General features: G+C 67.7%; 22 protein-coding genes. 10 read left to right on the top strand and 12 right to left on the bottom strand.

Going from position 1 to position 23,689, the window contains the following annotated elements; translation table 11 throughout:
• The first annotated feature begins 35 nt into the window (after positions 1-35).
• The 6 genes from CAL29_RS23310 to CAL29_RS23285 all read left to right on the top strand — a co-directional run bounded on the left by CAL29_RS23310 (position 36) and on the right by CAL29_RS23285 (position 5,775).
• Positions 36-218 carry a hypothetical protein gene (locus CAL29_RS23310; protein WP_094855340.1) on the top strand — a complete coding sequence of 61 codons (183 nt, stop codon included), beginning with the start codon at positions 36-38 and terminating at the stop codon, positions 216-218.
• Positions 219-627: 409 nt separating this feature from the next.
• Complete coding sequence (gene grpE, locus CAL29_RS23305) at positions 628-1,188, top strand: nucleotide exchange factor GrpE (RefSeq protein ID WP_094855339.1); 561 nt, start codon at positions 628-630, stop codon at positions 1,186-1,188.
• Between the two features lie 13 nt (positions 1,189-1,201).
• Positions 1,202-1,615, top strand: coding sequence for a thioredoxin family protein (locus tag CAL29_RS23300; protein WP_094855338.1), 414 nt, complete (start codon positions 1,202-1,204; stop codon positions 1,613-1,615).
• A 101-nt stretch (positions 1,616-1,716) separates the two neighbouring features.
• Positions 1,717-3,642 (top strand): molecular chaperone DnaK, encoded by a 1,926-nt coding sequence (dnaK, locus tag CAL29_RS23295; protein WP_094855337.1) that lies wholly within the window; start codon positions 1,717-1,719, stop codon positions 3,640-3,642.
• A gap of 145 nt (positions 3,643-3,787) precedes the next feature.
• Complete coding sequence (gene dnaJ / locus CAL29_RS23290; RefSeq protein WP_094855336.1) at positions 3,788-4,915, top strand: molecular chaperone DnaJ; 1,128 nt, start codon at positions 3,788-3,790, stop codon at positions 4,913-4,915.
• A gap of 302 nt (positions 4,916-5,217) precedes the next feature.
• Positions 5,218-5,775: a cytochrome b gene (locus CAL29_RS23285; protein ID WP_094855335.1), complete on the top strand. Its 558-nt coding sequence runs from the start codon at positions 5,218-5,220 to the stop codon at positions 5,773-5,775.
• Positions 5,776-5,808: 33 nt separating this feature from the next.
• On the opposite strand, the gene CAL29_RS23280 is transcribed toward CAL29_RS23285, so the two are convergent.
• The 3 genes from CAL29_RS23280 to CAL29_RS23270 form a co-directional block, all read right to left on the bottom strand.
• Positions 5,809-6,510, bottom strand: a complete 702-nt coding sequence (locus CAL29_RS23280; protein ID WP_094855334.1) for a DUF6776 family protein — start codon at positions 6,508-6,510, stop codon at positions 5,809-5,811.
• 150 nt (positions 6,511-6,660) lie between these two features.
• Positions 6,661-7,401 (bottom strand): N-acetylmuramate alpha-1-phosphate uridylyltransferase MurU, encoded by a 741-nt coding sequence (gene murU / locus CAL29_RS23275; RefSeq protein WP_094856858.1) that lies wholly within the window; start codon positions 7,399-7,401, stop codon positions 6,661-6,663.
• Between the two features lie 14 nt (positions 7,402-7,415).
• Positions 7,416-8,456 carry an aminoglycoside phosphotransferase family protein gene (locus CAL29_RS23270; protein WP_094855333.1) on the bottom strand — a complete coding sequence of 347 codons (1,041 nt, stop codon included), beginning with the start codon at positions 8,454-8,456 and terminating at the stop codon, positions 7,416-7,418.
• 174 nt (positions 8,457-8,630) lie between these two features.
• On the opposite strand from CAL29_RS23270, the gene CAL29_RS23265 reads away from it, so the two are divergent.
• Genes CAL29_RS23265 through rsmA form a run of 3 tightly spaced genes read left to right on the top strand, consistent with a single transcriptional unit; the run spans position 8,631 to position 13,547 of the window.
• On the top strand, positions 8,631-11,117 hold the full coding sequence (locus CAL29_RS23265; protein WP_373559804.1) for an LPS-assembly protein LptD: 2,487 nt from the start codon (positions 8,631-8,633) through the stop codon (positions 11,115-11,117).
• A complete protein-coding gene (locus tag CAL29_RS23260; RefSeq protein WP_094856856.1) occupies positions 11,117-12,709 on the top strand; it encodes a peptidylprolyl isomerase in 1,593 nt (530 codons plus the stop codon). Before CAL29_RS23265 ends, CAL29_RS23260 begins: the two co-directional genes overlap by 1 nt.
• Before the next feature lie 19 nt (positions 12,710-12,728).
• Positions 12,729-13,547: a 16S rRNA (adenine(1518)-N(6)/adenine(1519)-N(6))-dimethyltransferase RsmA gene (rsmA, locus tag CAL29_RS23255; RefSeq protein ID WP_094855332.1), complete on the top strand. Its 819-nt coding sequence runs from the start codon at positions 12,729-12,731 to the stop codon at positions 13,545-13,547.
• Between the two features lie 82 nt (positions 13,548-13,629).
• On the opposite strand, the gene CAL29_RS23250 is transcribed toward rsmA, so the two are convergent.
• Positions 13,630-14,769: a glycerate kinase gene (locus CAL29_RS23250; RefSeq protein ID WP_094855331.1), complete on the bottom strand. Its 1,140-nt coding sequence runs from the start codon at positions 14,767-14,769 to the stop codon at positions 13,630-13,632.
• A gap of 126 nt (positions 14,770-14,895) precedes the next feature.
• On the opposite strand from CAL29_RS23250, the gene pyk reads away from it, so the two are divergent.
• Positions 14,896-16,338, top strand: a complete 1,443-nt coding sequence (gene pyk, locus CAL29_RS23245) for a pyruvate kinase (protein WP_094855330.1) — start codon at positions 14,896-14,898, stop codon at positions 16,336-16,338.
• A 61-nt stretch (positions 16,339-16,399) separates the two neighbouring features.
• Here the strand turns inward: pyk and CAL29_RS23240 are convergent, their stop codons facing one another.
• The 8 genes from CAL29_RS23240 to glyS all read right to left on the bottom strand — a co-directional run bounded on the left by CAL29_RS23240 (position 16,400) and on the right by glyS (position 23,683).
• Positions 16,400-16,963 carry an isochorismatase family protein gene (locus tag CAL29_RS23240; protein ID WP_094855329.1) on the bottom strand — a complete coding sequence of 188 codons (564 nt, stop codon included), beginning with the start codon at positions 16,961-16,963 and terminating at the stop codon, positions 16,400-16,402.
• 80 nt (positions 16,964-17,043) lie between these two features.
• A complete protein-coding gene (locus CAL29_RS23235; RefSeq protein ID WP_094855328.1) occupies positions 17,044-18,270 on the bottom strand; it encodes a nucleoside recognition domain-containing protein in 1,227 nt (408 codons plus the stop codon).
• Positions 18,271-18,274: 4 nt separating this feature from the next.
• Complete coding sequence (def, locus tag CAL29_RS23230) at positions 18,275-18,808, bottom strand: peptide deformylase (protein ID WP_094855327.1); 534 nt, start codon at positions 18,806-18,808, stop codon at positions 18,275-18,277.
• A 1-nt stretch (position 18,809) separates the two neighbouring features.
• Entirely contained in the window at positions 18,810-19,205 is a 396-nt protein-coding gene (gloA, locus tag CAL29_RS23225; protein ID WP_094855326.1) for a lactoylglutathione lyase, read from the bottom strand.
• Between the two features lie 104 nt (positions 19,206-19,309).
• A complete protein-coding gene (locus CAL29_RS23220) occupies positions 19,310-20,278 on the bottom strand; it encodes a M48 family metallopeptidase (RefSeq protein ID WP_094855325.1) in 969 nt (322 codons plus the stop codon).
• Entirely contained in the window at positions 20,265-20,993 is a 729-nt protein-coding gene (locus CAL29_RS23215) for a lysophospholipid acyltransferase family protein (RefSeq protein ID WP_094855324.1), read from the bottom strand. Before CAL29_RS23215 ends, CAL29_RS23220 begins: the two co-directional genes overlap by 14 nt.
• 3 nt (positions 20,994-20,996) lie before the next feature.
• Positions 20,997-21,536 carry a D-glycero-beta-D-manno-heptose 1,7-bisphosphate 7-phosphatase gene (gene gmhB / locus CAL29_RS23210; RefSeq protein ID WP_094855323.1) on the bottom strand — a complete coding sequence of 180 codons (540 nt, stop codon included), beginning with the start codon at positions 21,534-21,536 and terminating at the stop codon, positions 20,997-20,999.
• Complete coding sequence (gene glyS / locus CAL29_RS23205; protein ID WP_094856855.1) at positions 21,533-23,683, bottom strand: glycine--tRNA ligase subunit beta; 2,151 nt, start codon at positions 23,681-23,683, stop codon at positions 21,533-21,535. Before glyS ends, gmhB begins: the two co-directional genes overlap by 4 nt.
• Positions 23,684-23,689: the final 6 nt, after the last annotated feature.

Below are 23,689 nucleotides of genomic sequence, written 5' to 3'. Positions count from 1 at the left end.
TGGTCGTGTCCTGTCTTTCGCACTGGGAGCCGATCATGAGCAAGCCTGCGCATACCCCCGAACCCCGCAAGCCGGCCAAGCCGCCCGTGGGCAAGCCCCCCGCCGGAAAGCCCGCCCGCGAGCCGGTCGTGGAACGCGACCTGGACGAGGCGCTGGAGGAAACCTTCCCGGCCAGCGATCCTATCGCCGTCGATCCGGAACCGCGGCGCCGTTCCTAAGCTGAGCGGGCGCCGGGGCTTGGGCGCCCGGGCGCGTCCGAGCCGACCGGGGCGGTCTCGTCGTGTGTCCCGAATCCGCCGCTGCCCCCTGGGGCGGCGGCGTGGTCTTGTCGTTCCCGTGATGGCTGCGCCGATCAGGCCCGGTGGCCCGGCCATGAGCCACTGCCCGCCACTGCCCGCCGCTGGCCGGCGCGGCGCGTGCCACGGTCCCTGCGGGGGCCACACCGCCCCCTTCGTTCCCGCCGGCCCTGGGAAAAATACAAAAAAATCAATTATTTATTCCACCCGGCCGACCAAATCCCCGGATAGTTGGTTTTTTTCGCATTTTCCGCGATGCCCCCGCTTGAAACGCGGGCTTTGACCCCCATACTGGTTCGCGAACGCCATTTGTTTCCGGAGGAACTTTCCTATGACGGCACAGAACGAGCCTGCCGATAAAGGGCCCGAGATCGACCCCGCCAGCCAGGCCCCCGCGTCCGGCGACGCCGCCGCGCCCGCCGATCCCCTGCTGGCGCTGCAAGCCCAGTTGGCCGAGGCGCAGGCCAAGGCCACCGAACACTATGACCAGTTGCTGCGCACCCGCGCCGAGGCGGAAAACATCCGCCGCCGCGCGCAGGAAGACGTCTCCAAGGCCCACAAGTTCGGCATCGAGTCCTTCGCCGAAAGCCTGGTGCCCGTCAAGGACAGCCTGGAAGCCGCCCTTGCTCAGCAGGAGCAGACCCTGGAAATCATGCGCGAGGGCGTGGAAAGCACCCTCAAGCAGCTCAGCAGCGCCTTCGAGCGCAACCGCCTGATCGAAATCGCCCCGGCCGCCGGTGAGAAGTTCGACCCCCACCAGCACCAGGCGATTTCGTCCGTGCCGTCCGACCAGCCCGCCAACACGGTGGTGCAGACCCTGCAGAAGGGCTACCTGATCGCCGACCGCGTGCTGCGTCCGGCGCTGGTCATGGTTTCGGCCGGCCAAGGCTGAGCGGGCCCCGTCCATGTCCGCTTCCCAGGCCTTCGACCCGACGCAGATCTTCGCCGTCTTCGGCATGCGCGCCGTCGACAGCGCCAGTTTCGACCGCGAGGTCGTGCAGGCGCCCGGCGACGACCTGCGCTGCGTCTTCCTGTGGGGCGCCGACTGCTACAACTGCAACGTGTTCAAGCAGACCGCCATGCTGCACAAGGACGCCCTGCTGGAGCTGGGCCTCACCTGGTTCGAATGCAACGTGTACGACGACGTGGCGCTGGGGCAGCGGTTTTCGCTGCATGGCGTGCCGGCTTTCATGATGTTCCGGCGCGGCAAGCGCCTGGGGCGGATTTCCGGCTGGCCCGGCCTGCCGCAATTCGCCGGCGCGGTTCAGCGCCTGCGGACCGAGCCGTCCGCGCCGCCGGCGGCGGCATCGACGCAATAAATGCCTGAAAAGCTTGAAAAGTCAGCGGTAGCCACTACTTAGTCCTGGAACGAATTTTTCCTTTCCATTTTTCAGAACATAATTTTTCAAGGTAATCCATCATGAGCAAGATCATCGGCATCGACCTTGGCACCACCAACAGCTGCGTGGCTGTGATGGACGGCGCCTCGGTCCGCATCATCGAAAACGCGGAAGGCGCCCGCACCACCCCCTCGATCATCGCCTATATGGAAGATGGCGAAATCCTGGTGGGCGCCCCGGCCAAGCGCCAGGCCGTCACCAACCCCAAGAACACCCTGTACGCCGTGAAGCGCCTGATCGGCCGCAAGTTCGATGAAAAGGCCGTGCAGAAAGACATCCACCTGATGCCTTACAAGATCACCAAGGCCGACAACGGCGACGCCTGGGTGGAAGCGCAAGGCAAGAAGATCGCGCCGCCCCAGGTGTCGGCCGAAGTGCTGCGCAAGATGAAGAAGACCGCCGAGGACTTCCTGGGCGAGGAAGTGACGGAAGCCGTGATCACGGTGCCGGCCTACTTCAACGACAGCCAGCGCCAGGCCACCAAGGACGCCGGCCGCATCGCGGGCCTGAACGTCAAGCGCATCATCAACGAGCCCACCGCCGCGGCCCTGGCCTTCGGCCTGGACAAGTCGGAGAAGGGCGACCGCAAGATCGCCGTCTATGACCTGGGCGGCGGCACCTTCGACATTTCGATCATCGAAATCGCCGACGTCGACGGTGAAAAGCAGTTCGAAGTGCTGTCCACCAACGGCGACACCTTCCTGGGCGGCGAGGACTTCGACCAGCGCATCATCGACTACATCATCGGCGAGTTCAAGAAAGAGCAGGGCGTCGACCTGTCCAAGGACGTGCTGGCCCTGCAACGCCTGAAGGAAGCGGCTGAAAAGGCCAAGATCGAGCTGTCGTCGGCGCAACAGACCGAAATCAACCTGCCGTACATCACCGCCGACGCCTCCGGTCCGAAGCACCTGAACCTGAAGCTGACCCGCGCCAAGCTGGAAGCCCTGGTGGAAGAGCTGATCGAGCGCACCATCGAGCCCTGCCGCGTGGCCATCAAGGACGCCGGCGTGAAGGTGTCGGACATCGACGACGTGATCCTGGTCGGCGGCATGACCCGCATGCCCAAGGTGCAGGAAAAGGTCAAGGAGTTCTTCGGCCGTGAACCGCGCAAGGACGTGAACCCGGACGAGGCCGTGGCCGCCGGCGCCGCGATCCAGGGCTCGGTGCTGGCCGGCGATCGCAAGGACGTGCTGCTGCTGGACGTGACGCCGCTGTCCCTGGGTATCGAAACCCTGGGTGGCGTGATGACCAAGATGATCACGAAGAACACGACGATTCCGACCAAGTTCTCGCAGACCTTCTCGACCGCGGACGACAACCAGCCGGCCGTGACGATCAAGGTGTTCCAGGGCGAGCGCGAAATCGCCGCCGGCAACAAGGCGCTGGGCGAGTTCAACCTGGAAGGCATCCCGCCGTCGCCGCGCGGCACGCCGCAGATCGAGGTGACCTTCGACATCGACGCCAACGGCATCCTGCACGTGTCGGCCAAGGACAAGGGCACGGGCAAGGAAAACAAGATCACCATCAAGGCCAACTCGGGTCTGTCGGAAGAAGAGATCCAGCGCATGGTGAAGGATGCCGAGGCGAACGCCGCCGAGGATCATCGCATCGCCGAACTGGCCAAGGTCCGCAACGAAGGCGATTCGCTGGTCCACCAGACCCGCAAGTCGCTGACGGAGTACGGCGACAAGCTCGAGGCTTCCGAAAAGGAAAGCATCGAGGCCGCCATCAAGGACCTGGAAGCGGTCCTGAAGGACGGCGACAAGGAAGCCATCGAGGCGAAGGTGCAGGCCCTGGCCACCGCTTCGCAGAAGCTCGGCGAAAAGATGTACGCCGACATGCAGGCGCAGCAGTCCGCCCAGTCGCAAGAGGCGGCGGACAACGCCAAGCCGGTGGACGACAACGTCGTCGACGCCGACTTCAAGGAAGTGAAGCGCGACCAGTAATGGTTGTTATGTAAGTGAGTAGAGACGCCCGGCCCGGATCATTCCGGTGTCGGGCGCGGTCGTATAAGCGGCGGGCTTGCGGGCCGCCCGGCGGGTAGCCGGGCCAACCGGGGCGGCGCCCGTCGAATCCAGCTTCTGGAAGATCATGGCAAAACGTGACTACTACGAGATTCTGGGCGTCGCCAAGAACGCCACGGACGATGAAATAAAGAAGGCCTACCGCAAACTGGCCATGAAGCATCACCCGGACCGCAACCCGGACAACAAAGAGGCGGAAGAGAAATTCAAGGAGGTCAAGGAAGCGTATGAAGTCCTGACCGACGACCAGAAGCGCGGCGCCTATGACCGCTACGGCCATGCCGGCGTCGACCCCAATGCGGCCGGCGGCATGGGCGGTGGCATGGGCGGCGGTTTCGCCGACGCCTTCGGCGACATTTTCGGCGAGATTTTCGGTGGCGCCGCCGGCGGCCGCCGCGGCGGCCCGCAGGTATATCGCGGCGCCGATCTCAAGTATTCGCTGGAAATCACGCTGGAACAGGCGGCCAACGGCTTCGACACCGAAATCCGCGTGCCGAGCTGGGAGAAGTGCGATACCTGCCACGGTACCGGCGCCAAGCCGGGCACGTCGCCCAAGACCTGCCACACCTGCGGCGGCTCGGGCGCGGTGCGCATGCAGCAGGGTTTCTTCAGCGTGCAGCAGACTTGCCCGACCTGCCATGGCACCGGCAAGGAGATCACCGATCCCTGCGTCGCCTGCGACGGCGTCGGCCGCATTCGCCGCAACAAGACCCTGCAAGTCAAGATTCCGGCCGGCATCGACGACGGCATGCGCATCCGCTCCAGCGGCAACGGCGAGCCGGGCGTCAATGGCGGGCCGTCCGGCGACCTGTACGTGGAAATCCACATCAAGCCGCACCGGATTTTCCAGCGCGACGGCGACGACCTGCACTGCGAGCTGACCATCCCCTTCACCACCGCCGCGCTGGGCGGCGAGCTGCAAGTGCCGACGCTGGGCGGCAAGGCGGAGATTTCCATTCCCGAAGGCACGCAGTCGGGCAAGACCTTCCGTCTGCGCGGCAAGGGGATACGGGGCGTGCGGGGCAACTACCCGGGCGACCTGTATTGCCATGTCGTCGTGGAAACGCCGGTGCGCCTGAGCGACGAACAGAAGACGATCCTGCGTCAATTCGAAGCGTCGCTCAACGATGGCGGCGACCGCCATTCGCCGCAAAGCAAGTCCTGGACGGATCGGGTGAAGGAGTTCTTTAGCTGATCCTTCCGGATGGCAAGGGGGGCCCACCCCCTACCCGCTTCGCGGGCCCCCTCAAGGGGGGGCGTTGGCGGACCGGCAAAGCCGGCTCCGCGACGCCCTGGATGGGTGCCGAGGCTTGCGCCCTGCCTGGGATTCGCTGCCCCGAAGGGAACCTGCTATACATTCCATACTCTGAAGCTGAGGCGCGCGGCGGTTTTGTATGTAAGCCCCAAGCCCGTAAGCCGGTAAGTCCTGACCGCCCGCGTCGTTGCGGGCCGTCCAGCCGCCCGTGCGATTTCCGTCATCCCTGTCAGGAGTCTCCCATGCAGGTAGAAACGCTCGACCGGACCACGCCGTCCGGAGTCCACTACACACGCTACAGCCGGCCCGCCATCATTCTGCATTGGCTCGTTTTCCTGCTGGTCGCCCTGGCCTTGTTCGCGATCGAGATACGCGGGCCGCGCGGCAGCGATTCCCGCACGCTGTGGACGGGCATCCATATCTGGGCCGGCTGTACGGTGCTGGTGTTGATGGCGATCCGCCTGGCCTGGCGGCTGGTGCACGGCGTGCCGGCGGCCGAGGCGGGCGGCGGCTTCGTGGCCGCCTGTGCCCGCGCGATGCATTGGTTGTTCTACGTCGTGCTGATCGCGCAGCCGCTGCTGGGTATCCTGATGACCAATATGGCGGGGCGGCCGGTGAGCCTGATGGGGACCGACTGGTCCTTCTCGCTGGTTGGCGCGCATCCGGAACTGCGGCCCAATGTCCGGGCCGCGCACCTGTTCATCGGCAACGCCCTTTACTACCTGATCGGCCTGCACGCGCTGGCCGCGCTGTGGCATCAATTCATCCGGCGCGACGGCACCTTGCGCAAGATGCTGTAAGGCGGGTCGGCCGGCCGGCTGGCCGGCGCCCGGTCAGCCGCGCACGTAGTAGACGCGCATGGCCTGCTGCCGCTGCGCGCCGTCCAGCACCTTGATGGTGACGGTGCGGGCGACGAAACCGTCCGGCAGCGTCAGGGTGCCGCTCATGTGCTGGTAGCGGTCCAGGTCCAGCGGCACGGCGTCGGGCGCGATGGTGTCGGTGCGCCCGTTCGGGTAGCGGCCCTCGATGGCGAACTGCACGGTGCCCTTGAAAGGCGCGCCCGCCTTCGCGTTGTCGCGCATGATCAGGACCTGGTAGCCCAACTGGCCGGGCTCGCGGGTCAGCAAGGCCGAGCGCACGCCGATGTTGCTGCCGCGGGGATCGGGCGGAATGGCTTCCTCGAACAACTGGAGATCCTTGTTCAAGGTGGCGATCTGCTGTTGCGCCTGCGCCAGGTCGGTGGTCAGCTTGCCGTGCGTGCTGCGCGCGGCGTCGCGCTGCTGGGTGGCTTCTTCCAACTGCCCTTGCAGGCGCTGGCGGTCCAGGTTGGCGGCGCTGAGTTCGCTGTGCAATTGCTCGGATTGTTCGACGGTCAGGCGTTGCGGGCCATAGTTGGTTTGCAGGAACAGCACGCCGCCCGCTCCCAGGACGATGCCCACCAGCAACAGCACCAGCCAGCGCGGCATGCGCCGGGAGCGCTTGCCGGGCTGATATACCGAGGGTTTAAAAACAGAGCGCTGCGACCGTCCGAACATCCCATCCGTCCAAAAAATACTGTGTTTTGTGCAACGTGCGCGCGCGGCATGCCCCGGGCGCGCCCGCGTGAGGCGCTACAGGATACCCGCTACGGGCTGGGCATAGGCGCTTCGACAAGCCTCGTTGCGCTCATTGATATTGTGAAATATTCAGGATTCCGAAGTATTTCGCCCCGCGCTTTCCCCAGGCCCCGTCGCGCCGATCGTCCCGCCAGCCAGCATGGCATCCAGTTCGGCCAGCCGCTGCGGCGTGCCGACGTCGACCCAGCGCCCGTCGTGCCGCGACCCTCGCGCCGTGCCGCGCGCGATGGCCTCGACCAGCAGGGGAGCGAGCCGGGCCGGCGTGCCGGGCTGTACCCCGGCGAACAGGCTGGGATGGTAGACGCCGATCCCGGCATAGGTCAAACGACGCCCGCCCGTGGCGGCCAGGACGCCGTTTTCCAGCAGGTGGAAGTCGCCTTGCGGGTGATGTTCGGGGTTGTCCACCATCAGCAGCCAGGCCTGGCCGCGCGCCGCGTCGAGCGCGCCGGCCTGGGCGTATGCCTGCGCCGGGTCCCAGTCGCACCAGACGTCGCCGTTGACTACCAGGAAGGGCGCGTCGCCCAGTTGCGGCAACGCCTGCGCGATGCCGCCCGCGGTTTCCAGGGCCCGCGGTTCCGGCGAATAGCGCAAGCGCGCGCCGAAGGCGGCGCCGTCGCCCAGGGCGGCCTCGATGCGTTCGCCCAGCCAGGCATGGTTGATCACGATGTCGGCGATGCCGGCCGCGACCAGGCGGCGGATGTGCCAGACGATCAGCGGTTGGCCGCCGACGCGCAGCAGCGGCTTGGGCAGGGTATCGGTCAGGGGGCGCATGCGTTCGCCGCGGCCCGCCGCCAGGATCATGGCGCGCACGTGGGTCCGCCCCATCAGAAGGTGTAGCCCACGCCGGGCTGGCGGTCGTCCAGCTTGTCCAGTAGGCGCAGCAGCGGCGCGAAGACGCCGTAGCGGGCGGCGACCTGGCGGACGTAAGCGTTCACTCGCGGGATGTGGGCCAGGTAACCGGCCTTGCCGTCGCGGTGATGCAGCCGGGCGAAGACGCCCAGGATGCGCAGGTTGCGTTGCAGGCCCATCCATTCATAGGCGCGGTGGAAGTCGGCGAAATCGGCGTCCACCGGCAGGCCGGCGGCGCGCGCCATTTCCCAGTAGCGGATGGCCCAGTCCAGTTGCTGGGGCTCTTCCCAGGTGGTGCGGGCGTCCATGACCAGGGAGGCCACGTCATATGTGAGCGGGCCGGCGAGCGCGTCCTGGAAGTCGATGATGCCCGGGTTCGGGCCATAGCGGTCCTCGTCGCAGACCATCAGGTTGGGAGAGTGGAAGTCCCGGTGCACCAGCACCGAGGGCTGCGCGCCGTTGCTGGCCGACAGCAGGGCGAACACCCGGTCCAGGTCCTGGCGGCTCTTGTCGTCGAGTTCCGCGCCGTGATGGCGGCCCACGTACCACTCCGGGAACAGTTCCAGTTCGGCGGCCAGGCGGGCGGTGTCGTAGGCCGGCAGGCCGGTGGTCGCCGCCTGCTGCATGCGGACCAGGGCCGCCAGCGCCTGGCGGTACAGCGTCTGCAGTTCCGCGTCGGCCAGGCCGGCCTGGATGCGCTGGTAGTACGTTTCGCGGCCGAGGTCGGTCAGCAGCAGCATGCCTTGCGCCAGGTCCTGGGCAAGGACGCGGGGGACATTCAGGCCGGCGTCGTCCAGCAGGCCGGCGACGTGGATGAAGGGGCGGCAGTCCTCGTGCGCGGGCGGCGCGTCCATGACGATGAGGCTGCCGGCGCCGGCGTCCAGGCGGAAGTAACGGCGGAAACTGGCGTCGCTGGAGGCCGGCGCCAGGGTGGCGACGTCCAGGCCGAGATCGGCGGGCAGGCTGCGCAGCCAGTGACGGATCTGGTCCTGGCGGAGATCGGGTGTGGAGTTCAAGAGGGGGCGACCTGGAGGAAAAATGCTGTTTTAATCGCGTATCCCGTCCATTTTAAGGGCGGGATACGCCGCCACGCGGCTTCTCTATAATACCGGCTCGCCGCGGTGGGCGAAGGAACCCGTTTGTCCGTTCCGCGCCTGCTGTCATCTCCTTTTTTTCAGGTTTCTTCATACGTGCGCATGGTCCGGTGGTTGATCCTATTCCTTGCTGGCGCGGCCGCGGCCGCTCAGGCGCAAGTCCCAGCGGACTCGTCCGTCGACAATTGGAACAAGACGGCGTCCAAGAACATGGCCAAGCAGAACGCCAAGACCAAGGCGAAGCCGGCGACGCCCGCGCCGAACTCGGTGCAGGTCATGGGGTTGAAAGACGAAGGCACGGGCTTGCGCAGCTCCACCGGCTTGCGGGTGCACCGGGTCGACGGCGATAACCTGGCCGGCTACATGGAAGCCGACCAGATCGACGGCGATCCCGACTCCAACGTGACGCTGACGGGCAACGCCCAGGTGCGCCGCATGGACACCATCATCAAGGGCGACAAGATCAACTACCGCCGCGTCGACGGCGTGGCCACCAGCGAAGGCCACGCCCGCCTGCTGCGCGATGGCTCGCTGGCCATCGGCCCGGCCATGAGCTACAACGTCGACACGAATACCGGCGCCCTGGACAAGCCCGATTTCTGGCTCGGCGCGACCGGCGGCCGCGCGCAGGCGGACCATGCGGATATTTTCAGCCGCTCGACCATGCGCCTGAACCAGGTCACCTACACCGCCTGCTCCTGCGAGAACCCGGCGTGGTACATCAAGGCCGATTCGATCGACCTGGACTTCGATGAAAACGAGGGCATGGCGCGCGACGGCGTGCTGTATTTCAAGGACACGCCCATCCTGACGTGGCCATACATGACCTTCCCGGTCAAGAAAGAGCGCAAGTCGGGTTTCCTGCTGCCGACCTATGGATCGAGCAGCCGCAGCGGTTTCGACCTCCAGGTTCCGTACTACTTCAATCTCGCGCCCAACTACGACCTGACGCTGACGCCGCGCTACCTGAGCAAGCGCGGCCCGCAGATCGGCGGCGAGTTCCGTTATCTCGGCCCGACGTATAGCGGCTCCCTGATGGGAACCTATCTGTCGAACGACGCGCAGACCGGCCAGAGCCGGTATATGTACAGCACCAAGCATTACCAGAACCTGGGCAATGGCTTCTACACGAGCTGGAACGTGTCCGGGGTTTCCGACGGCGATTATTTCCGCGACTTCACGTCGATCGGCTTGAACGATTCGTCCCAGACCTATCTGCCGCGGCAGGGCATGGTCGGCTGGAACAACCGCTATTGGCAGACCTATGTGCAGGTCTACAAGTACCAGACCCTGCAGGATCCGGACGCGCCCATCGTGCCGCCGTACAACAAGGAGCCCGAGCTCTCGTTGAACGGCCAGCGCTATGACCTGAATGGCTTCGACCTGGAGTTCACCAGCACGGCGACCCGTTTTTCGCGGCCGCTCTTCGAGGATACGCACTACGGTCCCGATGGCGATCGCCTGATGATGTATCCGACGATCTCGTATCCGATCGTGCGGCCGGGCTGGTACATCACGCCCAAGGTCGGGCTGAACTTCACGCAGTACCAGAACACCAAGTGGTATCCGGACGATAACGCCGGCTTCGGCAGCGGCGCCTACGATTATCCGCGCAGCGCCTCCCGGACCCTGCCCATCATGTCGCTCGATGCGGGCATGACCTTCGAGCGCGATACGACCCTGTTCGGCAAGGCGTCCACGCAGACCCTGGAGCCGCGCCTGTTCTACCTGCGCGTGCCGTACCGGGACCAGTCGCGCATGCCGGTCTACGATACCTCGCTGGCGGACTTCAGCTTCTCGCAGGCCTTCGAGGAAAACATCTATTCCGGCGGCTGGGACCGTATCGCCAACGCCAACCAGCTTACCGCGGCCTTGACCACGCGCTGGCTGGACGCCGATACCGGTTTCGAGCGCCTGTCGCTGTCGGCCGGCCAGCAGTTCTACTTCGAAGACCAGAAGGTGACGCTGCCCGGCGAGCAGCCGCGCACCGACGTGCGTTCGGCCTACCTGGTCGCCGCCAGCGCCGCGCTGACCGACACCTTGTCGACCTCGGTCGAGGGACAGTGGAATCCGTACGATTCGCGCTGGGCGCGCGGCCTGATTTCCGCGCGCTGGACGCCCCAGCGGGCGACGTCGGTGTCGCTGTCCTATCGCTACCAGCGCGATCCGCAGACCGTGGCCGGTTACACCAATTACCAGCCGGCGGGCCAGAACCAGGTCAGCCTGGCTTTCCAGTGGCCCTTCTCCAGCCGCTGGTCCGGCGTCGGCCGCATCGACTATTCGATGCGTGGCGGGGACGGGGTCGTCGACCCCTATACCGGCCAGCCCGCGCAGCGGCGCGTGACGCAGGCCATCGCCGGCGTGGAGTACAAAGGCGATTGCTGCTGGACCGGACGTTTCGTGTTCCAGCGCTATGCTGTGTCGTCAACCGATGTGAACAATGCTTTCTTCTTCCAGCTCGAACTGACCGGCCTGGGCTCTCTCGGCACCGATCCGCTGAAGCTGATGAAGAAGAACATCCCCGGGTACGAGATGGTGAATCCTCCCGTGCAGCCCGGAACGAGTTTTGAAAGGTACGAATGATGCGTCGTGTGTTTGTCCCCAAAGCCGCCTGGCGCGGTGTCCTGTCCGCCGCCCTGTTGGCCATCTATGCCGCGACGCCGTCGCCCGCCTGGTCGGCGGACACGCCCGCCAAGGGCGCGGCCAGGAAGTCCGCCGCCTCGTCGCACGGCAAGGCCGCGGCGCCCGCGCCGGCAGCCGCCACGCCCGCGCCGCCGGCCGAGCAATTCGCCGACGGCATCGCGGCGATCGTCAACAAGGACGTGATCACCTTGCGTGAAGTGCGGGAAGCGACCCAGGTCGCCGCCGCCGAACTGACGCGCCAGAAGATTCAACTGCCGCCGCAGGACGTCCTGCAGCGCCAGGTGCTGCAACGCCTGATCATGCAGCGCCTGCAGCGCCAGGAAGCCGACCGCATGAACATCAAGGTCGACAAGGCGACGGTCGACCAGGCCATCGGCACCGTGGCCGCGCGCAACAAGCTTTCGGTGGATCAGTTGCGCCAGGAAGTCGAGAAGAGCGGCATCACGTGGGAGCAGTACCGGCGCAACATTTCCGACGAAGTGTTGTCCGACCGGCTGCGCGCCCGCACCGTGGATGCGAACATCATCATTTCCGACGCGGAAGTCGACGCCTACCTGAAGGAACAGCAGCGCCGCCGCGGCGGCGCGCCGGCGCCGATGCAGCCGCAGCAGCCGGTGGCGCCCGAGCCGGTTGCCGCCGCGCCCGCCGCCGCCGACCGCGTGGCCCTGGCGCAGATCCTGGTGCGCGTGCCGGACGGTTCCACGCCCGACCAGGTGGCCGCGCTGCGCAAGAAAGCCGAGGACCTGCTGGCCCGCGTCAAGAGCGGCAGCGATTTCGCCAGCGTGGCGGCGGCCGCGTCGGACGGTCCCGAGGCCTTGCAGGGCGGCGCCATGGGCGTGCGTCCGCTGGACGGCTGGCCCGACCTGTTCGTGCGCGCCATCGCCAATCTGTCCCGGGGCCAGATATCCGGCATCATCCAGAGCGGCAACGGCTTCCATATCCTGAAGGTGCTGGACCGCGCCAGCGGTGCCGCGCCCGCACCGGCCCCGGCGCCCGCGCCGGCGCCGCAGGCCATGCCGCAGCAGCCGCGCGGCCTCGGCGCCCCGCAAGGTCCGATGCAGGTGACGCAGACGCACGCGCGCCACATCTTGATCAAGACGTCCGCGGTGGTCAATGACGCGCAGGCGCGCCAGCGCCTGGAACTGCTGCGCCAGCGCATCGTGTCGGGCGGCGAGGACTTCGCCACCCTGGCCAAGCAGAATTCCCAGGACGCCAGCGCGCCGCAAGGCGGCGACCTGGGCTGGTTGAGCCCGGGCGAAACCGTGCCGCCGTTCGAGGCGGCGATGAACGCCCTGAAGGTCGGCGAAGTCAGCGAACCCATCCAGTCGCCGTTCGGCTGGCACCTGATCCAGGTGCTGGAGCGGCGCGAGAAGGACGTGGCCGACGAAATGCAGCGCATGCAGGCGCGCCGCATCCTGTTCGAGCGCCGCGCCGAGCCGGCCTTCGAGGATTACCTGGATCAGTTGCACGATCAGGCCTACATCGACAATCGTCTCGAAAAGCAGGCCCAGCGCGAGCAGGCCGACCATTGATCGGGCAGGGAAGCGGTTCATGACCCGGCATCAGGCTCGCAAGCGCTTCGGCCAGCATTTCCTGGTCGATGAAAGCGTGGTGGATGCGATCGTGCGGGCCATCGCGCCCGCGCGCGAGGACCGGCTGGTGGAGATCGGCCCCGGCCTGTCCGCGCTTACCGCGCCCTTGCTGCGGCAGGCGGCGCGCTTGACGGCGGTTGAAATCGATCGGGACCTGGCGCAGCGCCTGCGCGGCCAGTATCCGGCCGATCGGCTGACCGTGGTCGAGGCCGACGCGCTGACGGTCGATTTCGCGGCTTTCGGCGATGGGCTGCGCGTGGTGGGCAATCTGCCCTACAACATCTCCAGCCCTTTGCTCTTTCACCTGATGACGTGCGCGGACCAGGTGCGCGACCAGCATTTCATGCTGCAGCGCGAGGTCATCGACCGCATGGTGGCGCAGCCGTCGTCGGCCGATTACGGCCGCCTGTCGGTGATGCTGCAATCGCGCTATCGCATGGAAAAACTGTTCGACGTCCCGCCGGAGGCATTCGATCCGCCGCCGCGCGTGGTGTCGGCCGTGGTGCGCATGGTGCCCTTGCCGGCCGAGCGTCCGCGTCCACGCAGCGAGGCGGCGCTGGAACAGGTGGTGGCCAAGGCCTTCGCGCAGCGCCGCAAGATGTTGCGCCGCGCGCTGGGGGATTGGGCGGCCGTGGTGCCGTGGGATGACCTGGGCATCGCGCCGACCGCGCGCGCGGAGGAAGTGCCGGTCGAGCGCTTCATCGCGCTGGCCGATGCGCTGCAGGATGCCGGCCTGGTCGGTCCGTCGCGCCCGCATAGCGCCGAGCTGGACGGCTGACGACTGACGGTCGCCACGGCGGCCTTTTGCCGTTTTCCGCCGTCTTTCCTGCCGTATCTCCTGCCGCGTTTTCCGCTTTTTTTCAGCCTGCCTGCCGTCCCGCCAGGAACAAGCGCGTCGCGTCGCGCGCGCGGTCTGCCAGCAGTTCCGCCGCGCGGGCGCATGCCTGCTCCAGCGTGATCGGCCCGGGCGCCAGGCTGAAGGCGGCGACGATGCCGGCCTCGTTCAACCGCTCATAGCCCGCGCCCAGCGATCCGGCCAGGGCCACGACCGGCACGCCGGCGGCCTTGCCGATGCGGGCCACGCCGGCCGGCGTCTTGCCGTGCAGCGTCTGTTCGTCCATCCGGCCCTCGCCGGTGAAGGCCAGGTCCGCGCCCTGCATGGCGGCGGCCAGGCCGCCCAGTTCCGCGACTAGTTCCACGCCGGGCCGGAAGCGCGCGCCCAGGAAGGCATGCGCGGCGAAACCCAGGCCGCCGGCCGCGCCGGCGCCCGGCGCATCGCGCTCGTCGCGGCCCAGGGTCCGCGCGCAAAGATCGGCGAAGACCGCCAGGGCGGCATCCAGTTCGGCCACCTGGGCCGGCGTCGCTCCTTTCTGCGGACCGAATACCGCCGAGGCGCCTTTAGGGCCGCACAAGGGGTTGTCGACGTCGCAGGCCACTTCGATGCGTATCCGCCCCAGCCTGGGATCCAGCTCGCGGGTGTCCAGCCGGGCGGCATGCGCCAGCGCGCCGCCGCCGGGCGCCAGCAGGCCGCCGTCGGCGTCCAGGATGCGCAGGCCCAGGGCGCTCAACAGTCCCGCGCCGGCGTCGTTGGTGGCCGACCCGCCCAGTCCCAGGATGATGCGTTGCGCGCCGGCGTCCAGGGCGGCGCGCAGCAGCTCGCCCACGCCGTGGCTGGTCGCGCGCATGGGATCGCGGCGCGCCGGCGGCACTTGTTCCAGGCCCGCGGCCGCCGCCATTTCGATCACCGCGGTATGCGGCTCGATCCAGCCCCAGGCGGCTTCGACCGTCTCGCCCAGCGCGTCCCGCACGCGCGTGCGGCGCCATTGCCCGCCGGTCGCCTGCAAGACCGCGTCGACCGTGCCTTCGCCGCCGTCCGCCATCGGCACGCAGACGATCTCGGCGTCGGGGCAGGCCTCGCGCACGCCGCGCGCGATCGCGGCGGCGGTGTCGGGCGCGGACAGGCTTTCTTTGAAGGAGTCGGGAGCGATGACGATTTTCACGTGCGGCCTCGTTGCGCGGGAGGATGAAATTTTTCTTGCCGCGCCATCATACCCGCGCGCGGTCATAGAGCCCGTGGGCCGGTAGGCGTACCATATGACGCTTGCCCAATCACAAGAGGATTCGTCATGGCAGTGCTGCGCCGCACCAAAATCGTTGCCACCCTTGGGCCCGCCACCTCCAGTTCCGAGCGCATCGAAGCGCTGGTGCGTGCCGGCATGGACGTGGCGCGCCTGAATTTCTCGCATGGCGAAGCGGACGACCACCGCCGGCGCGCGCAACTGGTGCGCGAGGCCGCGGAGAAGCAGGGGCGCTTCGTCGCCCTGATGGGCGATCTGCAAGGACCGAAGATCCGCATCGCGCGCTTCAAGGACCGCAAGGTGACGCTGCGCGTGGGCGCGGCGTTCACGCTGTCGAACAGCCATCCCTATGAGGATGGCGACGAGAACATCGTCGGCATCGATTATCCGGAACTGGTGCAGGACTGCCGGCCGGGCGACGAACTGCTGCTCGACGACGGCCGCGTGGTGCTGCGGGTGGACAGCGTGGATGTCGATTCAGTGTACACCACCGTGATGGTGGGCGGACCGTTGTCGAACAACAAGGGCATCAACCGGCGCGGCGGCGGCCTGTCCGCGCCCAGCCTGACCGACAAGGATCGCGCCGACATCAAGGTGGCGGCGGAGTTGAAGCTGGACTACATCGCGGTGTCTTTTCCGCGCTATGGCTCCGACATCGATGAGGCGCGCGCGCTGGTGCGCGCGGCGGGCAGCCAGGCCTGGATCATCGCCAAGATCGAACGGGCCGAGGCGGTGGCCGACGACGAGGCGCTGGACGCGCTGATCCGCGCCAGCGACGGCGTCATGGTGGCGCGCGGCGACCTGGGCGTGGAGGTGGGCGACGCGGAACTGGTGGGCATCCAGAAGCGCATCATCCAGCACGCGCGCACCTTGAACAAGGTGGTCATCACGGCGACGCAGATGATGGAGTCGATGATCAGCAACCCGGTGCCCACGCGCGCCGAAGTGTCGGACGTGGCGAACGCGGTGCTGGATTACACCGACGCGGTGATGCTGTCGGCGGAGAGCGCTTCCGGCGAATATCCGGTGGAAGCGGTGGAGGCCATGGCGCGCGTCTGCCTGGGCGCGGAAAAGCATCCGACCACCACCCATTCGCATCACCGCCTGGGCGAAACCTTCAGCCGCTGCGACGAAACCATCGCGCTGGCGGCCATGTACGCGGCCAACCATTTTCCCGGCATCAAGGCCATCATCGCCCTGACCGAAAGCGGCCACACGCCGCTGATCATGTCGCGCATCCGATCCGGCGTGCCCATCTATTGCTACAGCCCGCATGGCATCACGCAGAACCGCGTGGCGATGTTCCGCGGCGTGTCGACCGTACCCTTCGATCCCTCGGCCTACGATCCCGCCGACCTCAGCAATGCCGCCATCGGCGAACTGAAGCGCCGCGGCCGCGTCGAGACGGGCGACTGGGTCATCCTGACCAAGGGCGATTTCTATCGCGACAGCGGCGGGACCAACGGGATGAAGCTGCTGGCGGTGGAGTAGGGGCGTGCGATGCGAGGCGTGTCATGGGGCCGGTAGCCATCGCCCCATCGCCTCGCCTGCTTCAGGAGTTGGCGGGCGCGAAGTCGACGTCCTTGCTCTGGACGACGCCGCCGGCGCGACCGGGCGCCTTTTGATTGCGCCAGTACATATTCGTATGGCTGATGACCGCTTCCGGCGGCGGCGCGCCTCTTTGCGTCAGGTCTATGGTCGTATGGGCGTCGCCGACCAATGTCGCGTCATAGCCGCGAACCAATGCGCCGTGCAGCGTCGATCGCACGCACATGTCCGTCTGGGCGCCGGTCACGACGAGCTTGCCGACGCGTAGCCTGGCAAGCACCTGTTGGAGATCGGTATCTTCAAACGCGTCACGATACTTTTTTTCGACGATCGCCTCTCCCGGCGCCGGCGCAAGCTCGTCGACGATCCGCCACGCCTCGCTATTCGTCTCGAGCTCTTCGTCCGTGTGCCGGACCCAGATAACAGGTGCTTGCGCGCTACGCGCCCGTTCGACGAGCACGTTGACCGCGTCGAGCACTTCCTGGCGCCGGTATGCGCTCGCGACGACGCCGTTTTGAAGATCGATGACGATTAATGCAGTGTTGGGGCGATCGTTCAACGTGGTCATGGGAAGAATCTCTTGGGATGAGCACGCATCTTAACCGCCGGCAACCCGGGCCGATGACTTCAGGCGAATAGAAGTCGCGCCTACCCGAAGAACCAGTAGCAAACCCCGATCGACGCCAGCACGCCTGCCAGGTCCGCCAGCAGCGCGCACCCGACCGCGTGCCGCGCGCGGCGGATGCCGACGGCGCCGAAGTACACGGCGAGGACGTAGAAGGTGGTTTCGGTGCTGCCCTGCATGGTGGCGGCGAGCAGGGCGGGGAAGCTGTCCACGCCGAAGTGCGACATGGTGTCCAGCATCATGGCGCGCGCGGCGCTGCCGGAGAAGGGCTTGACCAGCGCCGTGGGCAGGGCGTCGACGAAACGGGCGTCCAGGCCGCCGGCGTGGGCCAGCCAGCGGATGCCGTTCAGCAGGAAGTCCAGCGCGCCCGACGCCCGCAGCACGCCCACGGCGCACAGCATGGCCACGAGATAGGGCAGCAGGTCGCGGGCGATGTCGAAGCCCTGGCGCGCGCCGTCGATGAAGCTTTCGTAGAGCGGCACTTTCTTCCACGCGCCGATCAGCAGGAAGGCCATGATGATGCCGAACAGCGCCAGGTTGCCCATCAGGGACGAAAGCGCGTTGATGGCTGCCGAGGACAGCCCCGCCAGCAGGCCGCCGAAGCCGCCCAGCACCAGCGCAGCGCCGCCCAGCCACAGCAGCACCACCGGATCGTGCAGGCGCAGCCGCTGGCAGCAGGCGACGGCCAGCAGGCCCGTCAGGGTGGAGGCGCAGGTGGCCAGCAGGATGGGCAGGAATACCAGCGTCGGATCGCTGGCGCCCTGCTGGGCGCGGTACATGAAAATCGTCACCGGCAGCACCGTCAGCGAGGACGCGTTCAGCACCAGGAAAAGAATCTGCGCGTTGCTCGCCCGCTCCGGCGTGGGATTGAGCGTTTGCAGTTCGCGCATCGCGCGCAGGCCGATGGGCGTGGCGGCGTTGTCCAGCCCCAGCCCGTTGGCGGCGAAGTTCAAGGTGATCAGGCCGATGGCGGGATGGCCGCGCGGGACTTCCGGCATCAGGCGGGCGAACAGCGGGCCCAGCAGGCGCGCCAGGCGCTCCACCAGCCCGGCCTGCTCGGCGATGCGCAGGAAGCCCAGCCAGAGGGTCAGCGTGCCGAACAGCAGCACCATGATCTCCACCGACAGCCGCGCCATGTCGAACAGGGCGTCGACCATGGCGGCGAAGACCTGCGGCTCTCCGCCCAGCCAGCGCACCAGCGCGGCGCCCGCCGCCGCGACGAAGAAGGCCAGCCAGAGCCGGTTCAGCATGTGCTCAGTCGTCGCTCTTGGGATCGAGATGCGGGAACAGGACTTCCGTATAGCCGAGCTTGGTCAGGTCGGTCATGCGGGTCGGATAGAGGCGGCCGATCAGGTGGTCGCATTCGTGCTGCACCACGCGCGCGTGGAAACCCTCGGCCTCGCGCTCGATGGGCGCGCCCGCCGGATCGACCCCCGAATAGCGGATGTGGCGGTAGCGCGGCACCAGCCCGCGCAGGCCGGGCACCGACAGGCAGCCTTCCCAGCCTTCCTCCATCTCGTCGCCGATGGGCGTGATGACGGGGTTGCACAGGATGGTGCGCGGCACGGCCGGCGCGTCCGGGTAGCGTTCGCTGCGATCGAAACCGAAGATGACCAGTTGCAGGTCGACGCCGATCTGCGGCGCGGCCAAGCCGACGCCGCCGGCGGCCGCCATGGTCTCGAACATGTCTTCGATCAGCGCTTGCAGTTCGGGCGTGCCGAAGGCCTGCACCGGCTGGGCCACGCGCAGCAGGCGCGGATCGCCCATTTTCAGGATCTGGCGAATCATGTCAGTCGGCCTGGCTGCCGCGCTGGATGAATTCGATCTTGTAGCCGTCCGGATCCTCGACGAAGGCGATGACGGTGGTGCCGTGCTTCATCGGGCCGGCCTCGCGCGTCACCTTGCCGCCGCGCTCGCGGACCTTGTCACAGGCTTCGTAGGCATTGGGGACTTCCAGGGCGATATGGCCGTAGCCGTTGCCCAGGTCGTAGCTGGAGGTATCCCAGTTGTGCGTCAGTTCGAGCACGGCGCCGTCGGCTTCGTCCTGGTAGCCGACGAAGGCCAGCGTGAACTTGCCGTCCGGATAGTCCCGCTTGCGCAGCAGGCGCATGCCCAGTACGTGGGTGTAGAACTCGATCGACTTTTCCAGGTCGCCGACGCGCAGCATGGTGTGAAGGATACGCATGGGGGAGGACTCCTAGTGCAAAGCGATATTGTAGAAGTAGCTGATGATAAACCCAGGCCGGCCCTTCCTCCCCGTACCAGGCGGCCGCTGCCTGGGAACCCGGCTCAAAACGTCGGCAGGGACGCCGGATCGTGGCGGCGCAGGATGTCGCGCGCCTGTTCGTAACCGGGCAGGATGTGGCCCACTTCCGCCCAGAAATTGCTGCTGTGGTTCATCTCGCGCAGATGCGCCAGCTCATGGGCGATGACGTAGTCGATGATGGCCGGCGAGAAATGGATGAGGCGCCAGTTCAGCATGATGTGCCCGTCGCTGGTGCACGACCCCCACCGCGTGGCGGCGGAAGACAGCCGCCAGCGCTTGATCTTCAGGCCGCTGGCCTGCAGGAAATAGCCCAGCCGGGCGCCGAACCAGACGCCCGCGCGTTGTTGCAGCCAGGCCTGGGCGGCGTCGCGGATGCGCGGGCCGTCTGCATCGGCCGGCAGCGCCAGGCGCAGGAGATCGCCGTCGCGCGGCTGGTCGGCGTCGCCGGCCAGCGCCGCGTGGCGGTCATGCGAACCCAGGGCGATGACGATGCGCTTGCCCAGGTAGGGCAGCGCGCCGCCCGGCTGCCAGCGCGTCTGCGACAGCGCCAACTGTTCCTTGCGGTCGTGCCAGGCCCGCAGCTTGGTGACGATCCAGCGCGATTTCTCCAGCACTGCTTCGTCGATCTGCTTCAGCGTCACCCAATTCGGCGCGGTCACCCGCAGGCCGTCGTCGGTGATGACGAAGCCGATGCTGCGGCGGCGCGAGCGTTGCAGGATGAAGCCGATGGCCTGCTGCGGCGCCTGCACCACGCGCCAGCGGGCGCCGTCGGGCAGGGTGGGGGGGCAGGGCGTGGGGACTTGCAGCAGGGGGCTGGACGGCGCCAGGGAGAAGCCCGGGGCGGGGTTGCCGCTGGTCGTCGGCGCGGGGGGATTTGCCGGGGCCGCCGGGGGCGGGGGCGCGGCGCTTACGGCAGGCAAGCGCTCGGCGCCGTCGCCGGCATCCGGCGCCGGCGCGGTGAACAACAATTCGAGCTGGTTATTCCGCGCCATACCTTTCGGGGTTGAGGCGACGCATCTCGCCTTCTATCCATGCCTGGACCTGGCGATTCAGTTCGTCAGGGGTCTTGCCTTGCGATTCTATCGCGGGTCCGATGCTGACCGTGATCAGGCCCGCCCGCTTGATGAAGGCATTGCGCCGCCAGCATTCGCCGGCATTCAGGGCGATGGGCACGACCGGCGCGCCGGTGCGCGAGGCCAGCAGCGCGCCGCCCATCTTGAAGCGCGTGGTCTTGCCCGGCGCTACCCGCGTGCCCTCGGGGAACAGCAGCGGCCAGCGGCCTTCGTCCAGCCGCAGGCGCCCCTGGCGCACCACCTGTTCGAAGGCGTCGCGCCCCTTGCTGCGATCGATCGCGATCATGCGCAGCAGGGCCAGCCCCCAGCCGAAGCAGGGGACCCAGTGCAGCGAGCGCTTGTAGACGAAGCAGACTTCGCGCGGCATGTAGGCGGGGAAAAACAGCGTCTCCCATGCCGACTGGTGCTTGGACAGGAGAATGGCGGGTCCGTCGGGCAGGTTGTCCCAGCCCTCCACGCGCCAGCGGATGCCGCAGATTACGCGCGCGCCCCACACCGCCAGGCGCGGCCAGCCGACCGTCAGCCGGTAGCGCCAGTGCTGGGGCAGCGGCGCCCACAGGATGCAGGCCAGGGCATAGGGAATGACGGTGATGGACAGGAACAGCAGGTAGACGAGGGAGCGCAGGAAGGCCAAGGTTCAAGCCTCCCCGAGCAGGGTGTCGACCGCGGCGGCGAGGTCGTCGGCCACGCGCGTGCCTTCCGGCATGCCGCCCTTGGCCATGGTCTTGATGCCGTTGCCGGTCTTCACCAGCCAGGGCGCGCAGCCCACCGCGGCGCTGGCCTGAAGGTCGCGCAGCGAATCGCCGATCGCCGGCACGCCGGCCAGGTCGACGTCGTAGCGCGCGGCGATCTGCCGGTACATGCCGGGCAGGGGCTTGCGGCAATCGCAGCCCTCGTCCGGCAAGTGCGGGCAGATGAAAATGGCGTCGATGGCGCCGCCGGCCACCACCACCTCGCGCCGCATCTTGGCGTGGATGGCGTTGAGGGTGGCCATGTCGAACAGGCCGCGCCCCAGGCCGGACTGGTTGGAAGCCACGACCACGGTCCAGTCCGCCTCGCGCAGGCGCGCGATGGCCTGCAGCGAACCGGGCAGCGCGATCCACTCGTCGGGCGATTTGACGAAGGCGTCGCTGTCCTGATTGATGACGCCGTCGCGGTCGAGAATGATCAGTTTCACTGGGCCAGCCTGGAAATGTCCGCTACCTTGTTCATCAAGCCATGCAACTGGGCCAGCAGGGCCAGCCGGTTGGCGCGCACGGCCGGATCGTCGGCCATGACCATGACGTCGGCGAAGAAGGCGTCCACCGGCTCGCGCGCCTGGGCCAGGGTGCTCAGGCTGGCGGCGAAGTCGCCGGCGTCGAACTGCGCCTGGGCGCGCGGGCTGAGGTCGGCGATGGCCTTGGCCAGCGCCTGCTCGGCCGGCTCGGTCAGGCGCGCCGGGTCGAGCGCGGCGATGCCGTCCTCGGCCTTCTTCAGCAGGTTGCCGACGCGCTTGTTGGCGGCGGCCAGGCTGGCGGCCTCCGGCAGCGCGCTGAAGGCGGTGACCGCGCGCACGCGCGCCGACACCTGGTGCAGCGGCGGCGTCAGGGCGATGACGGCATCCACCGCGGCGCGGTCGAAGTCGGCGGCCAACTGGTTGCGATAGCGTTCGTAGATGAAGGCGCTGACCTCGGCGACCGCGCTCTTGAGCTCGGCCGGCGTGATCTGGCCGGCGTCGAAGGTGGCGGCGGCCAGGTCCAGCACGCCGGCCAGCGTCAGGGGGCCGTTCTCGCTGATCTTGAGCAGGCCGCCGGCGGCCAGTTGCTCGAAGGCGCTGATCAGGCCCAGGGCGGCGCGGCGCAAGCCGTAGGGATCGCGTTCGCCGGTGGGCGCCAGGCCGATGCCCCAGATGCCGACCAGCGTCTCGGCGCGCTCGGCGATGAACAGGATGGCGGCGGTCAGGCCGGCGGCGTCGACCGGGGCGTCCATGCGGTTGCGGTACTGCCCGCGCAGGGCCGTCACCACGTCCTCCGGCTCGCCGTCGGCCTGGGCGTAGTAGGCGCCCATGATGCCTTGCAGCTCGGGGAATTCGCCGACCATGTTGGTGCCCAGGTCGGCCTTGGCCAGCATGGCGGCGCGGTCGGCGCGTTGCGCGTCCGCGCCCAGCGCGGCGGCGATGCCGCGGGCGATGGCGCGCACGCGCTCGACGCGCTGCAACTGGCTGCCCAGCTTGTTGTGGTAGACGATGCTGCCCAATTGCTCGACGCGCGCGGCCAGCGGCGTCTTGCGGTCGGTGTCGAAGAAGAACTGCGCGTCGGCCAGGCGGGGGCGCACCACGCGCTGGTTGCCCTCGACGATGTTGACCGGGTTCGCCACCTGCATGTTGCTGACGATCAGGAAGCGATGGGTCAGCTTGCCGGTCGCGGGCGAGAACAGGGGGAAGTACTTCTGGTTCAGCCGCATGGTCAGGATCAGGCATTCCTGCGGCACGTCGAGGAACTGCTCTTCGAACTCGCCCTCGTAGACCGTGGGATGCTCGACCAGCGCGGTGACCTCGTCCAGCAAGGCCGTGACTTCGGGGTCGTCGCCCAGCGTGGCGCCCAGGCGGGCGGCATGCGCGTCGAGCTGGCGCTGGATGTCGGCGCGCCGGTCGTCGAAGGCGGCGATGACGTGGCCCTGCTCCAGCAATTGCGTGGCGTAGCTGTCGGCGTCGGCGATGGCGATGTCGCCCTGGCTCATGAAGCGGTGGCCCAGCGTCTTGCGGCCGGCGATCAGGCCCAGCGTGGCGACCGGCACGATGTCGGCGCCGAACAGCGCCACCAGGCGATGGGCGGGGCGCACGAACTTCACCGTGGTCTGGCCGTCGGCCAGTTGGTAGCTCATGACCTTGGGAATGGGCAGGCCGGCGATGGCGGCATCGATGGCTTCCTGCAGGCCGGCGGCCAGCGCCGCGCCGGGCGCCTTGCCGCGCGCCACCAGCACGTCCTGCTTGCCGTCCGATTCGCGCGCCAGGGTGGCGGCGTCGACGTGTTCCAGGCCCTTGGCGGCCAGCTTCTTGAGCAGGGCGGGGGTGGGCTTGCCGTCGGCGTCCAGGCCGATCTTCACCGGCATCAGCTTTTCGGCGTATTCCTGGTCGGGCGCCTGCGCCAGCACGGCCGACAGGCGCACGGCCAGGCGGCGCGGCGTCGCGTAGGGCTGGACCGCGCAGCCCTCGGCCAGCAGGCCGCGCGCGGCCAGCGTGGCGCGCACGCCTTCGGCGAAGGACAGGCCCAGCTTGCGCAAGGCCTTGGGCGGGAGTTCCTCGGTCAGCAGTTCGACCAGCAGGGGGCGGGTGGATGCATTCATCGTTTG

It is taken from the genome of Bordetella genomosp. 10, assembly GCF_002261225.1.
Taxonomy (GTDB): Bacteria; Pseudomonadota; Gammaproteobacteria; order Burkholderiales; family Burkholderiaceae_B; genus Bordetella_C.
Note: the sequence above shows the minus strand (reverse complement) of the source record. Positions and strands in the feature narration are given on the sequence as shown.